The following is a 17,724-nucleotide window of genomic DNA, read 5'->3' as shown; positions in this document are numbered from 1 at the left end:
AGCCGAACAAGTTTTGGAAGCTGTCCAGTCTTATAGTTTATTGCCGTCGCAGGCGAATGGCAAAGATTAACGCCGCCACCGTCAGAACGGCCGCCAGCGCCAATGCGCCCCAGGCCAGCAAATTGGGCGGCGTGGGCTTGGTTGGGCTGACGGCCGTTTCCCCTGGCAGCGTGGCTTGAATAAAAACCGGCAGCGGTGTGGCGGGACTGGGTGTGCCAGATACGGCCGTTGCGCCGACCATCGCCGCCCCACGATAACTGCCAAAAAACAACTGTACCACACTCCCCCGATTCAGCAGCACGGCCACATCACCATCATTGCTCAACGTCTCGTCGCGGCCAATGGAGCGCGTAATGCGATAACTGCCTGGCTCAAGTTCCAGACAGCGCGGCTCAGACAGCCCATCGGTGATGTAGTTAGCCACCACAGCCTGCTCGGTAAAAATGGTAAAGGCCACCGCGCCGCGCAGCGGTTCACCGCCATCATGAATCCCATCCTGGTTCAGGTCATCAAAGGCTGTCAGGCAAACCGACGTTGGCGGCAGCGGCGGCGGTGTGCGCGTCGGCGTGGGTGGCCCCAGTGTGGCTGTGGGCGATGGTTCCGGCGTAACGGTGGGCAGTGGCTCCACCCGGCCAATCAGCAGCCGGTCGCCCGGTCGCACAACGCTGTTTTCCGTCAGGTCGTTCAATTCCAACAAGGTTGGCAGCGAAATCCCGGCGCGGGCGGCTATGCTCCACATAGAATCGTTGGGCTGCACGACCACGTAGATGTTGCCATCGGCGTCCGGCGTTGGCGTGGGCAAAGATTGCGCCAGCAGTGGCGCCCACCCGGCCATCAACCCGGTCAACACGCCAGCCCACACCAAAACAACCCAAAGTCGTCGCATAGCCTTAAGCGTACCCATCTTCTCCTATTCTACCCGACGCCCGGCAAACGACATCTCTGCCATCTACCCATGATCCGCCAGGGGCCAGACCCAAACGTCGCCCACGGGCTGCCCGGCGGCGTTTTGCACCGGCAGACGCGCGCCGGTGTCGGTGTCGTACCAGCCGATATGGATGGCAGTCGGCTGCGCCGCGTTGTCCAGGGGGATGACGCGACGGTCGTGCAGCAGCAGCCCCGCCGTCCACCAGTCGGCGGGCCACAACCCGGCCCCCGGCGGCCCATCGCTTTGGCCGATGAGGCCGTCTGGTCCCACGACATGCACAAATACGGCCAGATTGCCGGGCACGGCCGTTCCCGCCTGCCACACCACATCCACCTGGAGTTCGCCGGTAGGCAGCGTCTCTACGGCAACCTGATGGAGCGTCGCCAGCCCAGCGCCAAACGTGGCCTGCACCGGCCAATCGGGCGCCGGTTGGATGGCGTAACGCGCCACCAGCGGATACGCTTCCGGTTCCATGTCGCCGCGGGCCAGGCTGCCCCACTCGGCCATGACCAGCGCCGGGGGCTGGATGGCCCGCCGCACGGCGTCGAGGTTGTCGTAGGGCCAGGCATAGATGACGGCCGTTTCGGGCAGAGGCGGCAATCCCTCGGCGGGGCGATACAAGAGTACGCGCGCTTCTTCCACCAAAAAAGGCAGGGTCGGGTATTTTTGCCAGTAGCGCTCATCGTCGAGGAAAACGGCCGTGCCAATTGGCTCGGCGTTGATCGCGGCGGCCAGGTCAGTAACGGCCGTTTCAAACAAATAGGCCACATCCGGCTGCCGCGAATAATTGACATAATCGCGTACTGAAAGCCACAAACTACCGGCCAGCAAAACAGCCACCACACCCCGCCGCGCCAATTGTGGCAGGCGCGCCCAATTCCAAAGCCAGTCCAGGCCCAGAGCCGGCAGCAGCAGCGCCGCCGGCAGCACGCCAGCCGCCCGCAAAAAGTGGGGCGTATCCTCGGCCAAAATCGTCGGACCAGACATGATCAGCAGCCACAGCAGGGCAGCGGCCGCCGCCGGTCGCCGCCAATGGTACACGCACCAGGCCAGGCCAAGCAGAAATGGCCCGGCCATCAACCAGTCGAACACCGGCCGCCCGGCGGGATTGTGGCGCAGGATGTCGTCGCCGCGCCAGATGAACATGCCCAGCGCCCGGTCGGTTTGCCGCGCCAGCGCGCCCCACAGGTCGCCGCCGTTTATGGCCGGGTTAAGGATGGATACCTGGCCGCTGCGCCCCAAAATGAGCGCCGGGTCTTGCCAGAAGAGCAGGCCGAGGGGGAGGAGGGCGACGGCCGTACCCAGGCCAAACCACCCCATCCCCGGCCACAAACGCGCCCCGCGCCGCTGCCAGAGCAAATACAGGCACAGCGCCAGCAGCACAAGCGGCGTAAAGCGCACCGCCAGGTAGGTATAAAAGGCGCTCCCATAAACCAACCCGGCGGCCAGCCACAACCACGCTTGCTGCCGCCGGTAAGCCAACGTGCCCAACCAGAAAGCCAGCGCCAACAGCGGCGCCAGCAGCGACACCCGCAGCCCGACGCGCCCCAAGTGAACGCTCCAGACGGTAACGGCCCACAGCCAGGCAGACAACAAACCAACGCGCTGCCCAAACCATTCGCGCCCCAACAGGTAAACGGCCAGCGTCGCCAAGGAGCCAACAACGGCCGCACCCAGGCGCACGGCCGTCACCGTGCGCCCAACCAGGGCAATGGCGGCAGCGGTGAGGTAGATGTAGGCCGGTTCACGGCCGTTGTTTGCCGGGAAGAAGAGGGGATAACGGCCGTCTAGCACCGTCAGGGCATCCAGACCGTTGTAGGCTTCATCGTGGTACAAGCCGGGTGGGTATTGGCCCAACTGGTAGAAGCGGAAAAAAACGGCCGTCACCGCGATTAACAGTAAGAAAGCCCACCCCCAACGGGATGGGCCATGAAGTTGGTTTGCGGAGTTGTTCATGCGATTGCCCGGTTTGTCAAAGCAGGGCAAGTATAGCAAAATAGGTTTTCGCAACAAACCCGGACGATTGACGATTGACGATTGACGATTGACCATTGACGATTGACCATTCTTTATGCGTGTGCTGATGTTGTCCAAAGCCTTGCTGGTGGGGGCTTATCAATCCAAGCTGGCGGCGATTGCCAGCTATGAAGATATAGAGCTGCTGGCTGTTGTGCCGCCAGGTTGGAACGACCCGGCCGGGCCGGTGATGCTAGAACGCGCTCCGGCTAATGGCTATCGCCTGCTGGTGGACCCCATCCGCTTCAATGGCAATTTCCACCTGCATTATTATCCGCGCTTCAAGCAGCGGCTGGCCGAATTTCGGCCAGACATTGTGCATATTGACGAGGAGCCGTATAACCTGGCGACCTGGCTTGCCATGCGGCAGGCGCAGGCGGTTGGCGCTAAAACGCTGTTTTTTAGCTGGCAAAATATCAACCGCAAATACCCACCACCGTTTGGCTGGTGGGAAAAGCAGGTGTTGGCCGGTGGATTATGCCCTGATGGGCAGCAGCGAAGCGGCGCAGGTGTGGCGAGCAAAGGGGTATACCGGACCGTATACGATCATCCCACAGTTTGGCACGGACCCGGATTTGTTTGCCCCACCGGCGCGGCGAGATGACGGCCGTGCCTTTGTGTTTGGCTCGGCCAACCGGCGGCTGGTGGCCGAAAAAGGGGATGACCTGCTGCTGCGGGCGGCGGCCAAACTGCCGGGCGTCTGGCGGCTGCACATTGCCGGTAATGGCCCGTTCCGGCCGTATCTGGAACAGTTGGCGCAGGAATTGGGCATCCGCGAGCGGGTGCAGTTCGATGGGGCGATTCCGTCGGCGCAAATGCCGGCTTATTTGGGGCAGATGGACGTGTTGGTGCTGGCTTCGCGGGCGCTGCCTAACTGGAAAGAGCAGTTTGGCCGGGTGTTGGTGGAAGCGATGGCTTGTGAAACGGCCGTTATCGGCGCCAACAGCGGCGAAATCCCCCAGGTAATCGGTGACGCCGGCTTAATCTTTCCTGAGGACGACGCCGACGCATTGCAAGCCCATTTGCGGCGTCTGTTAGAATCGGTCGAATTTCGCCGCACACTGGGAAAAAGCGGGCGGCAGCGCGTTTTGCAGCACTACACGCAAGGCCAAATCGCCGGGCAAACGGTGGCTGTCTATCGGGACATGCTTTCTAAAGCGGAGTATACTACGCGCCATGAATGATGTACCGTCAAACCAAGAGTCACAGACGCCTGAGACGGCTGCTGCCGGAGAGGTTGAGGTGGTGGCGGGACGGCCGTCGCCGCGCCGGGCAACACGTCTGATCGGCCTGCTGCTGATCATCACCGCGGCGCTGTTGGCCTGGTACTTGCTGGTGGTTTACCTGGGCTGGCAAAACGGGCAGGCGCTGCTGACCGAAAAACGGGCCACCACTCTGGTCGAGCAAATCAACGCCCAGATTGAATTGGCCCAGCAAGACATCACCGCCGAAAAATACCGTCTGGCGCAGCGCCGGCTAGAATGGGTGATAGACCACGATCCCAATCAGAAAGAGGCTGAGGCGCTGCTGCTGGAGATTGCCACGCGCCAAAACAGGCAAACGACGCCCGTGCCGCTAACCACACCCACAGCGACACCGCGACCACTGCCCACACCGACCCCCGGCCTGATCAGCAACCCGGAAGAAGACCTGACACGCATTCGCCAGTTGGTGCAAAATGAAGCATGGGAAGAGGCCATCAGCGGATTGATTTCGTTTCAACTGCAATATCCCAGCTACGAACGGCAAGAAACTGACCGGCTGATGTATACGGCTTATCTGGCGCTGGGTCTGGAATTAATCAGCGGCGATCAGGTGGAACTAGGGGCTGCCTACCTCGAACGGGCGGAAGCGCTGGGCGATTTACCGCAGGAAGCGCTGGATTATCGCTTTTGGGCCAGGTTATATCTGTCTGGTATCGCCTATTATGGCGTCAATTGGGAAATAGCGGCCCTCAATTTCCGCGAGTTGTGTTTATCGGCCCCTTTTTATCAGGGGGCTTGTGAACGACTGGTCGAGTCGTTGGTGAATTTGGGCAACCAATATGCCTATCTGGAAGAGTGGTGTCCGGCCGAATCTTACTTCCGCGAGGCCAGCCGCTGGGGCGCAGCGGTAAATGACCAGATTGGGCAGGCGCAAGAAGGCTGTCTATCGGCCACACCCACGCCTGGAGCCATTACAGATACCCTCTCAATTACGGATACTGTCCCGGTGGAGGAGACAGGAGAGGAATAGTTGGCAGTTGGCTAGTTGGTAGTTGGGAGTGGGTGCTGCAGCGACGATTGGTCCTGACCAAAGTCTTGCGACAAGATAGAGCAGCCAGCCCTAAACCCAACATCTCTAGCTCTAGCTCTATACTTTAATGAACACATGGCTGAACCTGGTGAAACCCTAAGCGAACGCGAACGCGCTGTGTTGCAATCTGTGGTCAACGGCGCGTCGAACAAAGAGGTGGCCGTCGAACTAGCGATCAGCCAGAACACGGTGAAGGTGCATTTGCGCAACATCTACACCAAGTTGGGCGTTTCTTCGCGCACAGAAGCGACGACGGCCGCTTTGCAGCAAGGGTTGGTGACAATTCCAGGCATGGAGGCGACTGATCCCACAGTTTCCCCTTTGCCGGAGCCAGAACCCATTGCCGAGACGCTGACAGAAGAAACGGCCGTTCTCCCCACGCCAACTGTCTCCACTCGGCGGCTGACCGGCAGCACGGCCGTTGTGGTGGGCGGGCTGTTGGTGGCCTTGCTGGCGATCCTGGTTCTGCTCAGTCGCCTGGCTTTTAGCCCAGCGCCGACGCCAACGCCAACAGTGGAACCCTTTCTTTCCGAGCCGATTGGACAAACGCGCTGGATGACGGCACGGCCGTTGACCATGCCGCTGGCCGACATGGCCTCGGTCGCCGTCGGCCTGGATTTGTATCAGATTGGCGGCGAGACGGCCGTTGGGGTCACCAACCGGGTCCTGCGGTTAAATACCATTCAACACGTCTGGCAAGAGATGGCCGCCAAACCAACGGCCGTTGCCGACGCAACAGCGGCCGTCCTCTTTGGCGAAATTTATGTGCCCGGCGGCCGTCTGGCCGATGGTTCCCCCACCAATATTGTCGAAGCCTACAGCCCGGCCAACAACGCCTGGCGGCCCGTCGCCAGCCTGCCCCGCCCGGTCACCGGCGGCCTGGCGCTGACCGATGGCAGCTTTCTTTACCTCTTTGGTGGCTCGGATGGCCGCGTGGTGCTGGACACCGCTTATATTTACGACCAGAGCAGCGACAGTTGGCGCCCCCTGCCACCGCTGCCAGAAGCCAAAACAGCGCTCGCCGGCGGCCAGGTAACGGGCAAATTAGTCGTAGTGGGTGGGTCCGATGGCACATCGGCGCTGGACACCTGCCATCTGTTTGATACCAGCAGCGCTCGTTGGCAGGCGTGTCCGGCTATGTTGTCCCCACGCGCCGGTGCGGGCGCGGCCGTGCTGTTTAACAAGCTTTACCTTATTGGCGGGTTAAATGGGAATGAACTGGTGACGTTTAGCGAGTTTTATGACCCAACCATGGAAACCTGGCAGGTACTCAATACACCGATGCTGGAAAACAACCCGTCTTGGGCCGATATGGGTGTGGCTAACGTGGAAACGCGCATTTACGTGCTGGGCGGCCGGCGCGCCGGCGAGTTACAGAGCGACAACTATTTCTATACGCCGGTGATTTACCAGACCTTTATTCCGGCCACAACATCCGACGGCGAAGGGCGAAACCAGCCGGAACCGTGAGGCGATTGACGATTGACGATTTGGGATTGTCTCTCATTCCTGGGCTACGCCAGGTTTATGGGCTTCTTCAGCAAAGGAATCGCCGTAGAACCAGCTAACAAGTTTGGCCTCAGCCCAGGGCTTGAGGGCCAGCGTCAATTCCAGGCCAGGGGTGGACAACATAGCCGCCTGAAAAGCCCGCTCAGACTCAAAATACAATTCGTACATCAGATGAAAGCGGGATAATCCGCCCGGTTTGCCGATGACCCGGCTGACTTCGGTTTTGAGCAGACCGGGTAGTTGTTCGGCCAGGGGCAAATGGACGCCAGAAAAAAATGCTTCCAGCTTCATCTCATCATCCACTCGCCGGTAAATTGTCACAAATTTAAACATATGATTCCCGGTTAAAAGACCTAGGGGAGATTGGCCCAATCTGGGCCATGCTACTTCTAGATGATCAATTAGTTCCAAATCTCGGCCAGGGCTTCTTTTAGTTCAGCGCGGCGGGCTGTGTAGTCGGCTTCGGCGATTTGCCCGTCTTCAAAGGCGATGTCCAATGTGACGATGGCCTGAAGCAGGCGTTGTTTGTCGTCTTCCACGTCCCCGGCGACCTCTGGCTCATCGTCATCGTCGTCATATTCAGCATCGGCCGCGGCGCGCCAGGAACGAACGGTAAAACCGGCCAGACCAACCACCACCACCAGGAACACACCGCCAATAATGAGGTCTGAGGTCTGGTTGCGGGGAGCGATGGCGCTGCTGGCCGACGTGGTGGTGATTTGGGGACGGCCGTTTAAAGCCAGTTCGAGCGTCGTATCCGGCGGCACATCCACCCGATTGTAGGTGGCAAAGCGGCTGCCACCCATATCTTGCACGCCCCGGTTCTCAAACCCCGCGCCAGAGGCTGTAACCCCGGCATCGGGCATGATGAGGTTGGCGTTGGTCACCCGGTAATGAACCAGCCGGGCTAACGAAGCGCTGTCGGTGTAAGGCAGCTCATACGATATGATGAGATTTGTGCCGCTGGGGCCAGGATTCATGGGGAATGTGTCGGCCCAGCCAACGGCCGTCTGAATCACCTCGTTGGCTGGAATGGTCGAATCCATCTCCCCCAGCGCCCGCTGAAAGGTGACGTTGGTGGCATTTTGCGGCAAAGAAAATTGCAGGGTCCCGGCAGCCGGATCGCCCGTCTCACCCACAAAGACGTTGTTACTGATGTTGCTGGCGATGTAAAACTCATCAATTTGCAGGGCATCGTTGGCGAAATTAACCAGGATGTGCAGTTGATCCAAGACAACAGCCGCCGGGTCAGTGGTGGGTTCAAACACCGTGATGGGCAGGGAAAGCGACGGCTCGGCCGCATTCAGGCGCGCGGCGTCGCTGCTAAAGCCCACATTCTGGTAATTGACGCCAGCCAGATAGACCCAGTTAGGCTGCGCGTCGGTTACGGTGAAGGAGTAGCTGCCATCGGCTTGCAAGGTTTCGGTTAGAATTTGCGTTAATTGGAAGTTCGTGTCAAACGCCCGCAGTCTCACCTGGCCTTCGGTCAATAATTCACCGGTGGAGGCATTGGTGACAATACCGCTGATGGTCGCCGCCGCGATGGGACCAGCAGGGCTGGCCGGGCTGGCGTAACGATAGCTAAAGGTACGGCCGTAATCTACCACCGCCCACAATTCGTCATCGGTCAGGTCATAATCATGGACGGGAATGACCTGATTGGCAACGGCCGTGAAGACGGTTTCATTGCTGCGGCTAAACCAGTAATCCAGATCCGTCAGGTCGGTAGGCGGCGTGTCCTGGGCGGCGTCTGGCCCATCTCCCAGACCGGTATCGCCATGACAGGCGGCGCAGTTGTCTTCGTAGACAATCTGACCAAAGGCCAACGTTTCCGGGGGCGTCGCCAGGCTGTACACAGCGGCCACTAAATCCCAACGATTGCTCTCGTTGATGGGATCGGTCTGGTTATCGGGGCCAAAGGGGGGCATTCCACTGGCGAGATTGCCGTTGGTGATGGCGGTGAACATATCGGCGGGGACTCGCGTGCGGCGAAATTCGGGGTCGGTGATGTCGGCGGGCGGCGCTTCCAGGCGAGCGGCTAGTTCGCCATCACCCTGCCCCGCCGGACCGTGACAATTGGCGCAGCGGTCAGCGAACAGGCTTAGGCCCACTGCGGCGTCGGGCGCGGTTTGGGGGATGGCGGGTTCCTGGGCAGACACGGCCGTCGCCAGCAGCAGAAGGAAAAGCAGGGCAAGAATAAAAAAACGGCCGTATCGGGCGTTGTGTCGTTGTGGTTCAATCATGGGGTTTATCGTCAGGGTTGGGATAGGTGTGGGGTGTGGTCAAACGGCCGTCACCGCCAGTTGGTGGCCGCAAACGGCGCAGAATTTATCACCGGCGTCCACAGGGTGGCCGCACTGCGGGCAAAAATGGGCCTTACCGTTGGTCGGCTCGGCCGGTTTGGGCTGGCGGCGCAGTCTGGCGATGGCTTGTTCGATATCGTCGGTGGGGGATTGGTGGAGTTGGGTAACGGCCGTTTCCACGTCTGGCAAGGTCGAGAGAATATCCAACTGTTTCAGCACGTCGGCGGCCAGGGCTACCAAATCTGCCCGCTGCGGCTCATACACTTCCGCGGGAATTTTGCCCGTTTCATAATCAAAATCTAAGGCGCGCACCTCTTCCAGCAGCGCCTCTTTTTGCGCCAGCAGCATCTGGCGTCGGCTGCGAGAACGGCGCGACTGGCGCTCTTCCGGCATTAACAGCGGCTGCGCGATGAGTAAGCCCACTAAAATTAGCAGGGCCAGACCGATTAAGATAGAACCTGTAGTCATGATACGTGGTCGGCGTTCAGTGTTTGGTAATCCGTATTCGGTAATCTGTAGGGTAGCAGATCCGACGAATGCCAACGGGCTACGGTTTACATGTACCAGTGTTCAGCATAATGTTCACCGCTTACTATTTGTGGTTTGCCGACTCCTCCTCTCCTCGTTTGTTCATTCAGCTAACAGCCGGTTGATCAGTGTGGTCATCGTCGTCTGATTAACCGGGCCAATTTGGACGTGGGCGATGGTCCCATTTTTGTCAATGAAAAATGTTTCCGGCACGCCGGTAATTTCATAATCGTTGGAAATGATGGTTCGTAAATCTGGGGCGTTGGGATAGGTGACGTTAAACTCTTTGAGATAGTTCAGCGCATTGGGTTCCACGTCGGAGTAGGCAATGCCCAACATTACCAAATCGTCATGCTGGTACTGCCGCCAGACCTGTTCCAGTAAATCGGCTTCTATGCGGCATTCGACACACCAGGACGCCCAAAAATTGACGATGACCACCTTGCCACGCATATCTTCCAGAGTGGCAGACGGCCGTCCCTCCCATTCATAGCCATTGAAATACTCCATCACAAAGCCAGGGGCGGTTTGCCCTTGTTCTGGCCGGGTTTTATTAGCGTTCATCAATCCCCAGCCCACCAGGGCCAAAACGCCGATGGCCACCAGCCACAGGGCAATCGTCACCGGTTGCAGCTTTTTCTGTGGCTTGTCGCCGCTCAATTGTTCATTTGTTGTTGGTGCAGTTTCTGTACTCATGGCTTTCTCTTGGGACCTGACAGGTTCTTGAAAACCTGTCAGGCCATGACGGGCTTACTTTCTTTGCAGCTCTCGTTCCACACGGGCCGCGTAATCATCTTGGGAAGGAGAGGGGGGAATAACGGCCGTTTCCACCATCGTGTTTGCCGGGGCAGATGCGCTGCGCAGCCCTTGCAAATAACGTCCAAAAAACAACAGCCCCAACACCACCGCTGCGATGGGAAACAGCCACAAGATCAGGTTAATGCCTTCGCGCGGTGGCCGGGCCAATACACTGTCGCCATACTGCCTGGCAAAATAGGCGTATACATCTTGCGGCGTTTCGCCTTCAGCCAGTTTGGTGCGAATCAGTTCGCGCCAATCGGCGCAAGCCTGGGTTCCGCACACGTCCAGAGGCGTGTTCTCGCACACCGGGCAGTACAATTCCTGGGCGATCTGATTCACTTCGTCATCACTAACCTGGCGCACGACCGGAGGCGTCGCGGTTTGGCCTTCTTGCGCCCGGACGGTAACGGCCGTGCCCAGCAGCAGCAGGCCAACCAACCAGGCTGATAGTACTCTCTTCGGCATGGTCATCAATCTCCTGCAGCGCCTAACGCCGCCCGTTCGTGGCGCGCCTCCAACACGGCCGCGTGGCGCCGGTCCGGCCAGGCAGCAATCAGGGTTCCTAAAACAAATATCAAACCGCCGGCCCATACCCAATTAATCAGCGGGTTGAGATAAACACGGAAAGTTGCCTCATTGGCCGTCGTGGGTTCCCAGTTCACCAGCAGCACGTAAAAGTCTTCGGCGATGGTCGAACGGGCATCGGGGATGGTCATGGGCTGGCCGGTGCGGGTATAAAGTTCGGACTTAGGGGTGAGGGTGGTGACGAAACGGCCGTTATAAAACACATCCAGATTCGCCTCGGTCACCAGCAAATCATCCGGTCCCGCGTAGCGCCTGGCGCCATTAAAAACCATCTCATAATTGCCTAAGCGAATGCTCTCGCCACTGGAGATGTGCATCTGCGTTTGCTGCTGGTACAACTCCGTGCCAATAATGCCAAAAGCCATCACCAAAACGCCTAGATGAATCCAATACCCGCCATAACGCCGGTGATTACGCGCCATTAAGTTGACATAAGCCGTCCAGACTGGTTCGCCGCGCTTCATGCGCGCCCGCGTCCCTTTCCAGAATTCAATCAACGTCAGCAGCGCCGAAAAAGTGACGATCCATAAGCCCAACAGCGCCGCCCAATATTGAACCCCCAGGAAAAACAGAACCACGACAAAAACCAGGGCAGCAGCGGCCGGCCACAAAATCGCCTTTTGCAGCCGCTGCACGTTAGTCCGATACCACATCGTCAGCGGAGCCACGCCCATCAGCAGCAGCAGCGCCGCAAACAGCGGGGCCAACGCCTGCTCATAAACCGGCGCGCCGACAAACCCTTTCTCGCCGGTCACCAATTCTGAAAAAATCGGGTAATAGGTAAACAAAAACACCACCGCCAGAATTGCTATGATGATGAAATTGTTATACAAGAAGGCAGCTTCGCGGGAAAAGAAAGAACCAAGGTGATTCTCCGAATGCAGCAGGTCGCGTCGTCGGGTCATCCAGTAGCCAGAAAAGACAAACATGATGACGATGAAGGCAAAAAAGTAGGGCCAATGGCCGACTGAGCAAACGAATGCACCGAAGAAATGACGCCGCTGCGCACCACAAACGTGCCTAAAATCACCAGGCAGTACGTTAGAACCACCAGGAAAATATTCCATGTCTTAAACATGTCGCGCTTTTCCTGAATCATCACCGAGTGCAAAAAGGCGGTAGCCGACAACCAGGGCATGAGCGACGCATTTTCCACCGGGTCCCAGGCCCAGTAACCACCCCAACCCAACACATCGTAGGCCCAACGGCCGCCCAAAATCAGGCCCAGGCTCAGAAACAACCAGGACACCAACGTCCAGCGGCGCGTATTGCGAATCCAACGGTCATCCAACTGCTTGGAGATTAGCGCCGCCATGGCAAAGCTGTAGGGAATGACAAAACCGGTGAAGCCCAGATAGAGCATGGGCGGATGAATGATCATGCCGGGATGGCGCAGCAGGGGATTGAGGCCATTGCCATCGGGCGGAACCAGCGCCAACCGGGCAAACGGGTGTTCAATAAAGGCGGAGATACCCAAAAAGAAAACTTGGGTCATGCTGATGACAATGATCACATACGGCATCAGGCCGAGGTTTTGCCGCCATTTACGAGCCATCACGGCCGCAGCAAAGGCGGCCATGAGCCAATTCCAGAATAGCAAAGAGCCGGCTTGCCCACCCCACAAGGCGGTGACTTTCAAATATCTGGGCATGTCTATGCTGCTGACGCGCCAGACGTATTCAACGGAAAAATCATCAGTCAGCAGTGATAGGACCAGCATTCCAGCCGATAAGCCAACCAAAGGAAAGACCAGGATGGTGGCGTTGCGGCCGCTTTCAATCCAGCGCGGCTGTCCTGTGCGGCTGCCATACCAGGCGGCAAAAGCAGCGTAGATGGACACACCAAAAGCCATAACCAGGGCAATCGCCCCAATGTCAGGGATCATAAGGTTTCTCCGTTTGGGCCAAAAAGGACGAGACCTGACTGGTAGCAGTGTTCAGTGTTCAGTGTACGGTGTCTGGTTGGCGTTTTCCAGAGGTAACACCGACTGAATACTGATTACTGAATACTGATTCCGTCTGCCAGAAGCCAGTCAGGTCCGTAAATGATTATTGTGGGGGTTCCATCTCTTCATAGCGGGTGGGGCATTTGAGGAACAGGCCGCCGGGATTGGATGTAAACACGCCTGTCTCATCAGCCGTGCCTTCGACCAACGCCTGGGCGTGGTCTTGCAGCAAATCGGGTTTTGGCTCATTGAAGACAACAATATGCAGCCGCTGGCCGGGATTGGCCGGGTTGTCCACAATATCAAACTCCAGGCGCGAGTTGGCCGTATCTATGACTGTGTATTGGATCGTATCACCCAATACATAACCAGAAACACGCAGATCACGGCCAACGAGGCGGCCCTGCTCTGCATAAAATTCATCGACCGTCTTGTAAAGCTGCGTGCTGCCGCTCATGGCGTTGACAACCAGATAGACGATAGCTGCTACCAACAAAGCGCCGGCCACAACAAATTTGAGCCGGCTGCTTTTAGGCTTGTCTAAAGTAATGGTCCCGCTTTGATTGGTCCATGATGTATCAGCCATATCTTACACTCCTCATCATCGAGGGGGGGGAAAAAAGTTCTATTCTTCTTCTTCGTCCCAATTACCTTCATCGGGCGTTTCGGCCAGAATTTCTAATGCTTTTTGCTCGAAGGCTGCTGGCACAACAACATGCCCGGTTCCCAATTTGCCAATAATCAAACCGGTGGCCTGCCCTGCGCCTTCCTGCCAGGCGCGCGCCGGCACACCCTCAGACTGTAAGCGTCCGGCAATGATAGTGGCCTGGGTTAATCCGTAAGTTTTGGCCACAGTCACCCAGCACCTCCTGTGGGCCAGAAGATTTTTTGCCTATTTCTGCTATATCGTCAGGAAGTGGTTGGGAAATTGTATCGCTCATTATCTACTATTTGTTGATTTGGTTGGGTTGGTTAACGATTGCATTTTCAGATTATACTTCGCTTGAAGCCAACTCTGAAATATCTTTAAGGAAACCTATAAGTCAAAGAGGGGTGACTGCTGCATCATTTGCAGGTCTATAAGAGTATAGGCATATCACCGCCAAATGTCCACAGCGGATCATCACGGGCCGTCACTGATAGATATCATCAACGTGGTATGACAATTGTCACCGTGCTAGAATGGAGATGATTCATATACGGCCGTTATCCAACCGGCCCAACGAGGAAGATACAATGATTTACCTGGAAAACATCCTGGACAAATTAGACCGCAGCCGCGAACGGCTGTTGGTGGCTCTGGAAATGCTGCCCGATGAAGCGCTCTTAAGACCCAACGTCGTCGGCGAGTTATCTATTACCGATTGTCTGGCGCTGCAAACTGCCTGGGAAGCGGAATTGGTGACCGGCTTTATGCGCATAGACAAGGGACAAAAACCGGAACATTTGCTGCAAGCCCTGGCGCAGCCGGCCGACTATGACCAGCAGCGCCTGATTGAAAATCGTGCGCGGGACCTGGATGCCATTTTCCACGATTTTCAGCATGTGCGGGTGCAGGTGGAGGAATGGCTGGAGGAGTTTTCAGAGAAAAGCCTGATGAGTCCGCAGCGTTATGCCTGGCTAAACGGCCGTTCCCTGGCCCAACTCACTGCCGCGCTGACCTATGAGCGAGAAGCGACCTACATCCCGGCCATCGCAGCCTTTGCCGCCGATTGGGCCGCGCAGTGGGATGAAGCATACCCTGAGCCAGCCCCAGAGCTGCTCATTCCCCTGACGGCCGTCTCGCTTGAGGAGAATTCCCATGACTATGATGCCAACGAGCCAGAGTGACCCCGTCGTTTACCACGCGGCCCACGATACGGCCGTTGTGGTGGACCACCACGCCACCGGTGTGCTGCAATTCAGCGGCAGCAGCCGGCTGGACCTTCTGCACCGCATGTCTACCCAGGCGGTCAAGGGGCTGGCCGCAGGACAAGGCGCGGCTACTATTCTTACCACCGACATCGGCCGCATCATTGACCGGCTGCGGCTGTACGCCAGCGGCGACGCCGTGACCGTGCTGACCGGCGAAAACAACGCCGATTTTATCGCCCGTTACCTGCTGCGTTTTGTCTTCTTCAACGATGACTTTCGGTTGCAGGATATCAGCGCGGCAACGGCCGTGTTCGGCGTCTACGGCCCTCAGGCTGGACAAAAGCTGGTCAACGCCGGTCTCCCCGAGGCCGACCTGCCGCTGCACCATTGGCTGCCGGCCAACGTAGACGGCGTCCCCCTTTCCCTGCACCGCACGGATCCGATCGCCGGCGATGGCTACCTGGTGCTGGCTGCGGCCGCCGACAAGGCGGCCGTGCAAGCCCGCCTCCTGGCTGCCGGATTGACAACCGCCGATGAAGCCACCGCTGAGTACCTGCGCATCGAAAGCGGCATCCCCCGCCTGGGCCGCGAGCTAACACAGGATTACATCCCGCTGGAAGCCGACTTGTGGTCTGATGTTTCTTTTAACAAAGGCTGTTATATCGGCCAGGAAATCATCGCCCGGCTGGAAAGCCGGGGCAAACTGGCTAAACGCCTCGTCAAGCTGGGCCTGACCGCCCCCGCCGAACCGGGCAGCGACATCACCGCCGCCGGTAAAAAGGTGGGGACGCTGACCTCGTTGGGCAGCGGCCCGGCCGGGCTTGTCGGATTGGGCTATGTGAAAACGGCCGTCCTAAACGAAAACCAGGCGTTGTGGATTGGGGATACGGCCGTTACCCTCCGCTAACGCTTCCTCTTCAACCAACCACCTGAACTGCAAAGTCCCTGGCGCTGGTCAGCACCGGGGACTTTTTGCGTTAAGCGCCAACCATCACTTATCGCCTGACGTTCGACGCGCAGTAACAGCCAAAATACCCCGGCTCTTGTAAAATCAATGTTTTGTCAAACTTAATACTTGACAAAACATATACAGTCTGCTAACCTACTAAGCGTTAGGTAGTTAAACGATAAGGAAACATGATGATTGCTGTTCAAGAAATACAAAACAAAGCGCGTGAACGTGTGTTGCAGACGGCCGAAACCCTGTTCCACCAACGGGGCTACCAGGCCGTTACCATGCGCGATCTGGCTGAAGCGCTGGAAATGCGCCAGGCGTCGTTGTATTACCACGCGCCGCAAGGCAAAGAACAGTTATTTGTGGAAGTGAGCGAACGCGGGCTGGCCCGCCATCAACAAGGATTAGAACAGGCCATCTGGCAGGCCGGGCCAAATCTACAAGCCCAACTGGAAGCCGTCGCTGATTGGTTTATCAGCCAACCACCCCTCAAACTGTTCAGCATGGTAGAAAGCGACATGCCAGCCCTCACGGCCGAAAACGCCCAACGCCTGATGCAGTTAGCCGAGCAGACGTTATTTCAGCCGCTCATCGCCGCCTTTGCCGCCGCCCAACAGCGCGGCGAAATCCGCGCCATTCAACCAGAACGGCTGGCCGGCCTTTTTCTGACCATGATCGAAGGCATTTTATACACCGGCCGGGCGCACTCGTTTCAGACAACACCGCGCCAACTGGCTTACGAAATGATTGATATTTTGCTCAACGGCGTCATGCCCTGCTGCGCCATGAAAAATTAAGGAAACAACTATGACCCTCTCAGTCTCACTTTTTTTGGCATTTAAAGAACTTTGGCGCAACCGGGGCCGCTTCCTGCTGGTCAGCCTGGTTATCGCCCTCATCACTCTGTTGGTCATCTTTCTGGCCGGTTTAGGCGAAGGGTTGGCTACGGCCAACAAAGAATACCTCAGCAATCTGGATGGCGAACTGGTCGTATTCCAGGACCAGGCCAACCTGGCCGTGTTATCCAGCCAACTCAGCCGCTCCAGAATGAACAACCTGCGCCGCATACCCGGCGTGGCCGATGCCGGGGCCATTGGAACCAGCAGCGCATTTGTGCAATATGCCGGCATGGACCCAGCGTCAGACCCCATTTCTTATTCATTGGTTGGCGTGGAGCCGGGGCGTCCGGGTGAACCGGCCGTCACCACCGGACGGCAGCTTGGCGGCATTCGCGCCAACGAAGTGATCATAGATCGGCGCGTGGCCCAACAAACTGGTCTGCAAATTGGCGACACCCTCATCGTCAAGTCTACTCAGGCAGCAATTGACCAGCTTTACCCGGTGACGATAGTAGGTATTACCACCAGCCAGCAATACTTCTTCCAACCATCCATTTTTGTACCGCTGTTCACCTGGGACAACATTCGTTCCAAACCGGTGGTCGGCGGTTTACAAAACGAGCTGACCTACAACATTGTTAATGTCAAGCTGGAAGATCCGGCCGAACAAGAAGTGATGATCGAGCGGCTGCAAAACCAGGTCAGCGGCATCGAAGTGGTGGACGTGGTAACGGCTTATGAGAATTCACCGGGCTATTCGGAACAACAAAGCACTCTCAACACCCAGCGCGGCTTCACGCTGTTGATTGGGGTGCTGGTGGTGGGCGGTTTCTTCCAGATTCAAACACTACAAAAAGTGGGACAGGTTGGCATGTTGAAGGCTTTGGGTGCATCGAACCCGTTGGTTGGTCTGGCAGCTACCATTCAAATTGTAGGAACCAATATGATCGGCGTTTTGATCGGCGCAGCGGCGACGCTGCTGCTATCTTTGGGACTGCCGCCAAACATCCCCATCATCTTCACTGGCCCGCAGGTGCTGATTGCGGTGTTGACCCTGCTGTTTATTGGACCTTTGGGCGGGCTGGTTTCGATTCGCTTCCTGGTACGGGTGGAGCCACTGCGCGCTCTGGGATTGGCTTCATAACAAGAGGCATGGGACAACAGGC

General features: G+C 57.7%; 17 protein-coding genes and 1 pseudogene. 7 read left to right on the top strand and 11 right to left on the bottom strand.

The window, feature by feature from the left end:
* Window positions 1-37: 37 nt before the first annotated feature.
* Window positions 38-904, bottom strand: a complete 867-nt coding sequence (locus IPM39_06230; GenBank protein ID MBK8985665.1) for a LysM peptidoglycan-binding domain-containing protein — start codon at window positions 902-904, stop codon at window positions 38-40.
* Between the two features lie 45 nt (window positions 905-949).
* Complete coding sequence (locus IPM39_06225; protein ID MBK8985664.1) at window positions 950-2,884, bottom strand: glycosyltransferase family 39 protein; 1,935 nt, start codon at window positions 2,882-2,884, stop codon at window positions 950-952.
* 115 nt (window positions 2,885-2,999) lie between these two features.
* Between IPM39_06225 and IPM39_06220 the strand changes: the two are divergent.
* The 3 genes and pseudogenes from IPM39_06220 (at window position 3,000) to IPM39_06210 (ending at window position 6,709) form a co-directional block, all read left to right on the top strand.
* A pseudogene (locus tag IPM39_06220) lies at window positions 3,000-4,128 on the top strand (glycosyltransferase family 4 protein).
* The gene (locus IPM39_06215; protein ID MBK8985663.1) at window positions 4,121-5,179 is read left to right on the top strand and encodes a hypothetical protein; all 1,059 of its coding nucleotides are present in this window, start codon (window positions 4,121-4,123) and stop codon (window positions 5,177-5,179) included. The pseudogene IPM39_06220 and the gene IPM39_06215 overlap by 8 nt, the downstream one beginning before the upstream one ends.
* A gap of 135 nt (window positions 5,180-5,314) precedes the next feature.
* Window positions 5,315-6,709: a hypothetical protein gene (locus IPM39_06210; protein MBK8985662.1), complete on the top strand. Its 1,395-nt coding sequence runs from the start codon at window positions 5,315-5,317 to the stop codon at window positions 6,707-6,709.
* Between the two features lie 33 nt (window positions 6,710-6,742).
* Here the strand turns inward: IPM39_06210 and IPM39_06205 are convergent, their stop codons facing one another.
* The 9 genes from IPM39_06205 to IPM39_06165 form a co-directional block, all read right to left on the bottom strand.
* Window positions 6,743-7,081 (bottom strand): EthD family reductase, encoded by a 339-nt coding sequence (locus IPM39_06205; GenBank protein ID MBK8985661.1) that lies wholly within the window; start codon window positions 7,079-7,081, stop codon window positions 6,743-6,745.
* Between the two features lie 68 nt (window positions 7,082-7,149).
* Window positions 7,150-8,991, bottom strand: coding sequence for a c-type cytochrome (locus IPM39_06200; protein ID MBK8985660.1), 1,842 nt, complete (start codon window positions 8,989-8,991; stop codon window positions 7,150-7,152).
* A gap of 39 nt (window positions 8,992-9,030) precedes the next feature.
* Window positions 9,031-9,519 (bottom strand): zinc ribbon domain-containing protein, encoded by a 489-nt coding sequence (locus tag IPM39_06195; GenBank protein MBK8985659.1) that lies wholly within the window; start codon window positions 9,517-9,519, stop codon window positions 9,031-9,033.
* Window positions 9,520-9,681: 162 nt separating this feature from the next.
* Complete coding sequence (locus IPM39_06190) at window positions 9,682-10,275, bottom strand: TlpA family protein disulfide reductase (GenBank protein MBK8985658.1); 594 nt, start codon at window positions 10,273-10,275, stop codon at window positions 9,682-9,684.
* A gap of 54 nt (window positions 10,276-10,329) precedes the next feature.
* Window positions 10,330-10,845: a cytochrome c-type biogenesis protein CcmH gene (locus IPM39_06185; protein MBK8985657.1), complete on the bottom strand. Its 516-nt coding sequence runs from the start codon at window positions 10,843-10,845 to the stop codon at window positions 10,330-10,332.
* Window positions 10,846-10,850: 5 nt separating this feature from the next.
* Complete coding sequence (locus IPM39_06180) at window positions 10,851-11,870, bottom strand: hypothetical protein (protein MBK8985656.1); 1,020 nt, start codon at window positions 11,868-11,870, stop codon at window positions 10,851-10,853.
* Window positions 11,867-12,850 (bottom strand): cytochrome c biogenesis protein CcsA, encoded by a 984-nt coding sequence (ccsA, locus tag IPM39_06175; protein ID MBK8985655.1) that lies wholly within the window; start codon window positions 12,848-12,850, stop codon window positions 11,867-11,869. The genes IPM39_06180 and ccsA overlap by 4 nt, the downstream gene beginning before the upstream one ends.
* A gap of 163 nt (window positions 12,851-13,013) precedes the next feature.
* The gene (locus IPM39_06170; GenBank protein ID MBK8985654.1) at window positions 13,014-13,496 is read right to left on the bottom strand and encodes a cytochrome c maturation protein CcmE; all 483 of its coding nucleotides are present in this window, start codon (window positions 13,494-13,496) and stop codon (window positions 13,014-13,016) included.
* 39 nt (window positions 13,497-13,535) lie between these two features.
* Window positions 13,536-13,769 carry a DUF2007 domain-containing protein gene (locus IPM39_06165; GenBank protein ID MBK8985653.1) on the bottom strand — a complete coding sequence of 78 codons (234 nt, stop codon included), beginning with the start codon at window positions 13,767-13,769 and terminating at the stop codon, window positions 13,536-13,538.
* 377 nt (window positions 13,770-14,146) lie between these two features.
* On the opposite strand from IPM39_06165, the gene IPM39_06160 reads away from it, so the two are divergent.
* The 4 genes from IPM39_06160 (at window position 14,147) to IPM39_06145 (ending at window position 17,702) form a co-directional block, all read left to right on the top strand.
* Window positions 14,147-14,740: a ClbS/DfsB family four-helix bundle protein gene (locus IPM39_06160; GenBank protein ID MBK8985652.1), complete on the top strand. Its 594-nt coding sequence runs from the start codon at window positions 14,147-14,149 to the stop codon at window positions 14,738-14,740.
* Entirely contained in the window at window positions 14,712-15,671 is a 960-nt protein-coding gene (locus IPM39_06155; protein MBK8985651.1) for a glycine cleavage system protein T, read from the top strand. The genes IPM39_06160 and IPM39_06155 overlap by 29 nt, the downstream gene beginning before the upstream one ends.
* Before the next feature lie 230 nt (window positions 15,672-15,901).
* Complete coding sequence (locus IPM39_06150) at window positions 15,902-16,516, top strand: TetR/AcrR family transcriptional regulator (GenBank protein ID MBK8985650.1); 615 nt, start codon at window positions 15,902-15,904, stop codon at window positions 16,514-16,516.
* Window positions 16,517-16,526: 10 nt separating this feature from the next.
* Entirely contained in the window at window positions 16,527-17,702 is a 1,176-nt protein-coding gene (locus tag IPM39_06145; GenBank protein ID MBK8985649.1) for an ABC transporter permease, read from the top strand.
* The last annotated feature ends 22 nt before the right edge of the window (window positions 17,703-17,724 follow it).

The organism is Candidatus Leptovillus gracilis, from assembly GCA_016716065.1.
GTDB lineage: Bacteria > Chloroflexota > Anaerolineae > Promineifilales > Promineifilaceae > Leptovillus > Leptovillus gracilis.
The sequence above is the reverse complement of the archived record's forward strand: the minus strand, read 5'-3'. Positions and strand labels throughout refer to the sequence as shown.

Bases quoted from the DNA above. Each gene is read 5' to 3' on its own strand.
- IPM39_06230 (MBK8985665.1), bottom strand. From the start codon at position 904: ATGGGTACGCTTAAGGCTATGCGACGACTTTGGGTTGTTTTGGTGTGG.
- IPM39_06225 (MBK8985664.1), bottom strand. From the start codon at position 2,884: ATGAACAACTCCGCAAACCAACTTCATGGCCCATCCCGTTGGGGGTGG.
- IPM39_06215 (MBK8985663.1), top strand. From the start codon at position 4,121: ATGAATGATGTACCGTCAAACCAAGAGTCACAGACGCCTGAGACGGCT.
- IPM39_06210 (MBK8985662.1), top strand. From the start codon at position 5,315: ATGGCTGAACCTGGTGAAACCCTAAGCGAACGCGAACGCGCTGTGTTG.
- IPM39_06205 (MBK8985661.1), bottom strand. From the start codon at position 7,081: ATGTTTAAATTTGTGACAATTTACCGGCGAGTGGATGATGAGATGAAG.
- IPM39_06200 (MBK8985660.1), bottom strand. From the start codon at position 8,991: ATGATTGAACCACAACGACACAACGCCCGATACGGCCGTTTTTTTATT.
- IPM39_06195 (MBK8985659.1), bottom strand. From the start codon at position 9,519: ATGACTACAGGTTCTATCTTAATCGGTCTGGCCCTGCTAATTTTAGTG.
- IPM39_06190 (MBK8985658.1), bottom strand. From the start codon at position 10,275: ATGAGTACAGAAACTGCACCAACAACAAATGAACAATTGAGCGGCGAC.
- IPM39_06185 (MBK8985657.1), bottom strand. From the start codon at position 10,845: ATGCCGAAGAGAGTACTATCAGCCTGGTTGGTTGGCCTGCTGCTGCTG.
- IPM39_06180 (MBK8985656.1), bottom strand. From the start codon at position 11,870: ATGACCCGACGACGCGACCTGCTGCATTCGGAGAATCACCTTGGTTCT.
- ccsA (MBK8985655.1), bottom strand. From the start codon at position 12,850: ATGATCCCTGACATTGGGGCGATTGCCCTGGTTATGGCTTTTGGTGTG.
- IPM39_06170 (MBK8985654.1), bottom strand. From the start codon at position 13,496: ATGGCTGATACATCATGGACCAATCAAAGCGGGACCATTACTTTAGAC.
- IPM39_06160 (MBK8985652.1), top strand. From the start codon at position 14,147: ATGATTTACCTGGAAAACATCCTGGACAAATTAGACCGCAGCCGCGAA.
- IPM39_06155 (MBK8985651.1), top strand. From the start codon at position 14,712: ATGACTATGATGCCAACGAGCCAGAGTGACCCCGTCGTTTACCACGCG.
- IPM39_06150 (MBK8985650.1), top strand. From the start codon at position 15,902: ATGATGATTGCTGTTCAAGAAATACAAAACAAAGCGCGTGAACGTGTG.
- IPM39_06145 (MBK8985649.1), top strand. From the start codon at position 16,527: ATGACCCTCTCAGTCTCACTTTTTTTGGCATTTAAAGAACTTTGGCGC.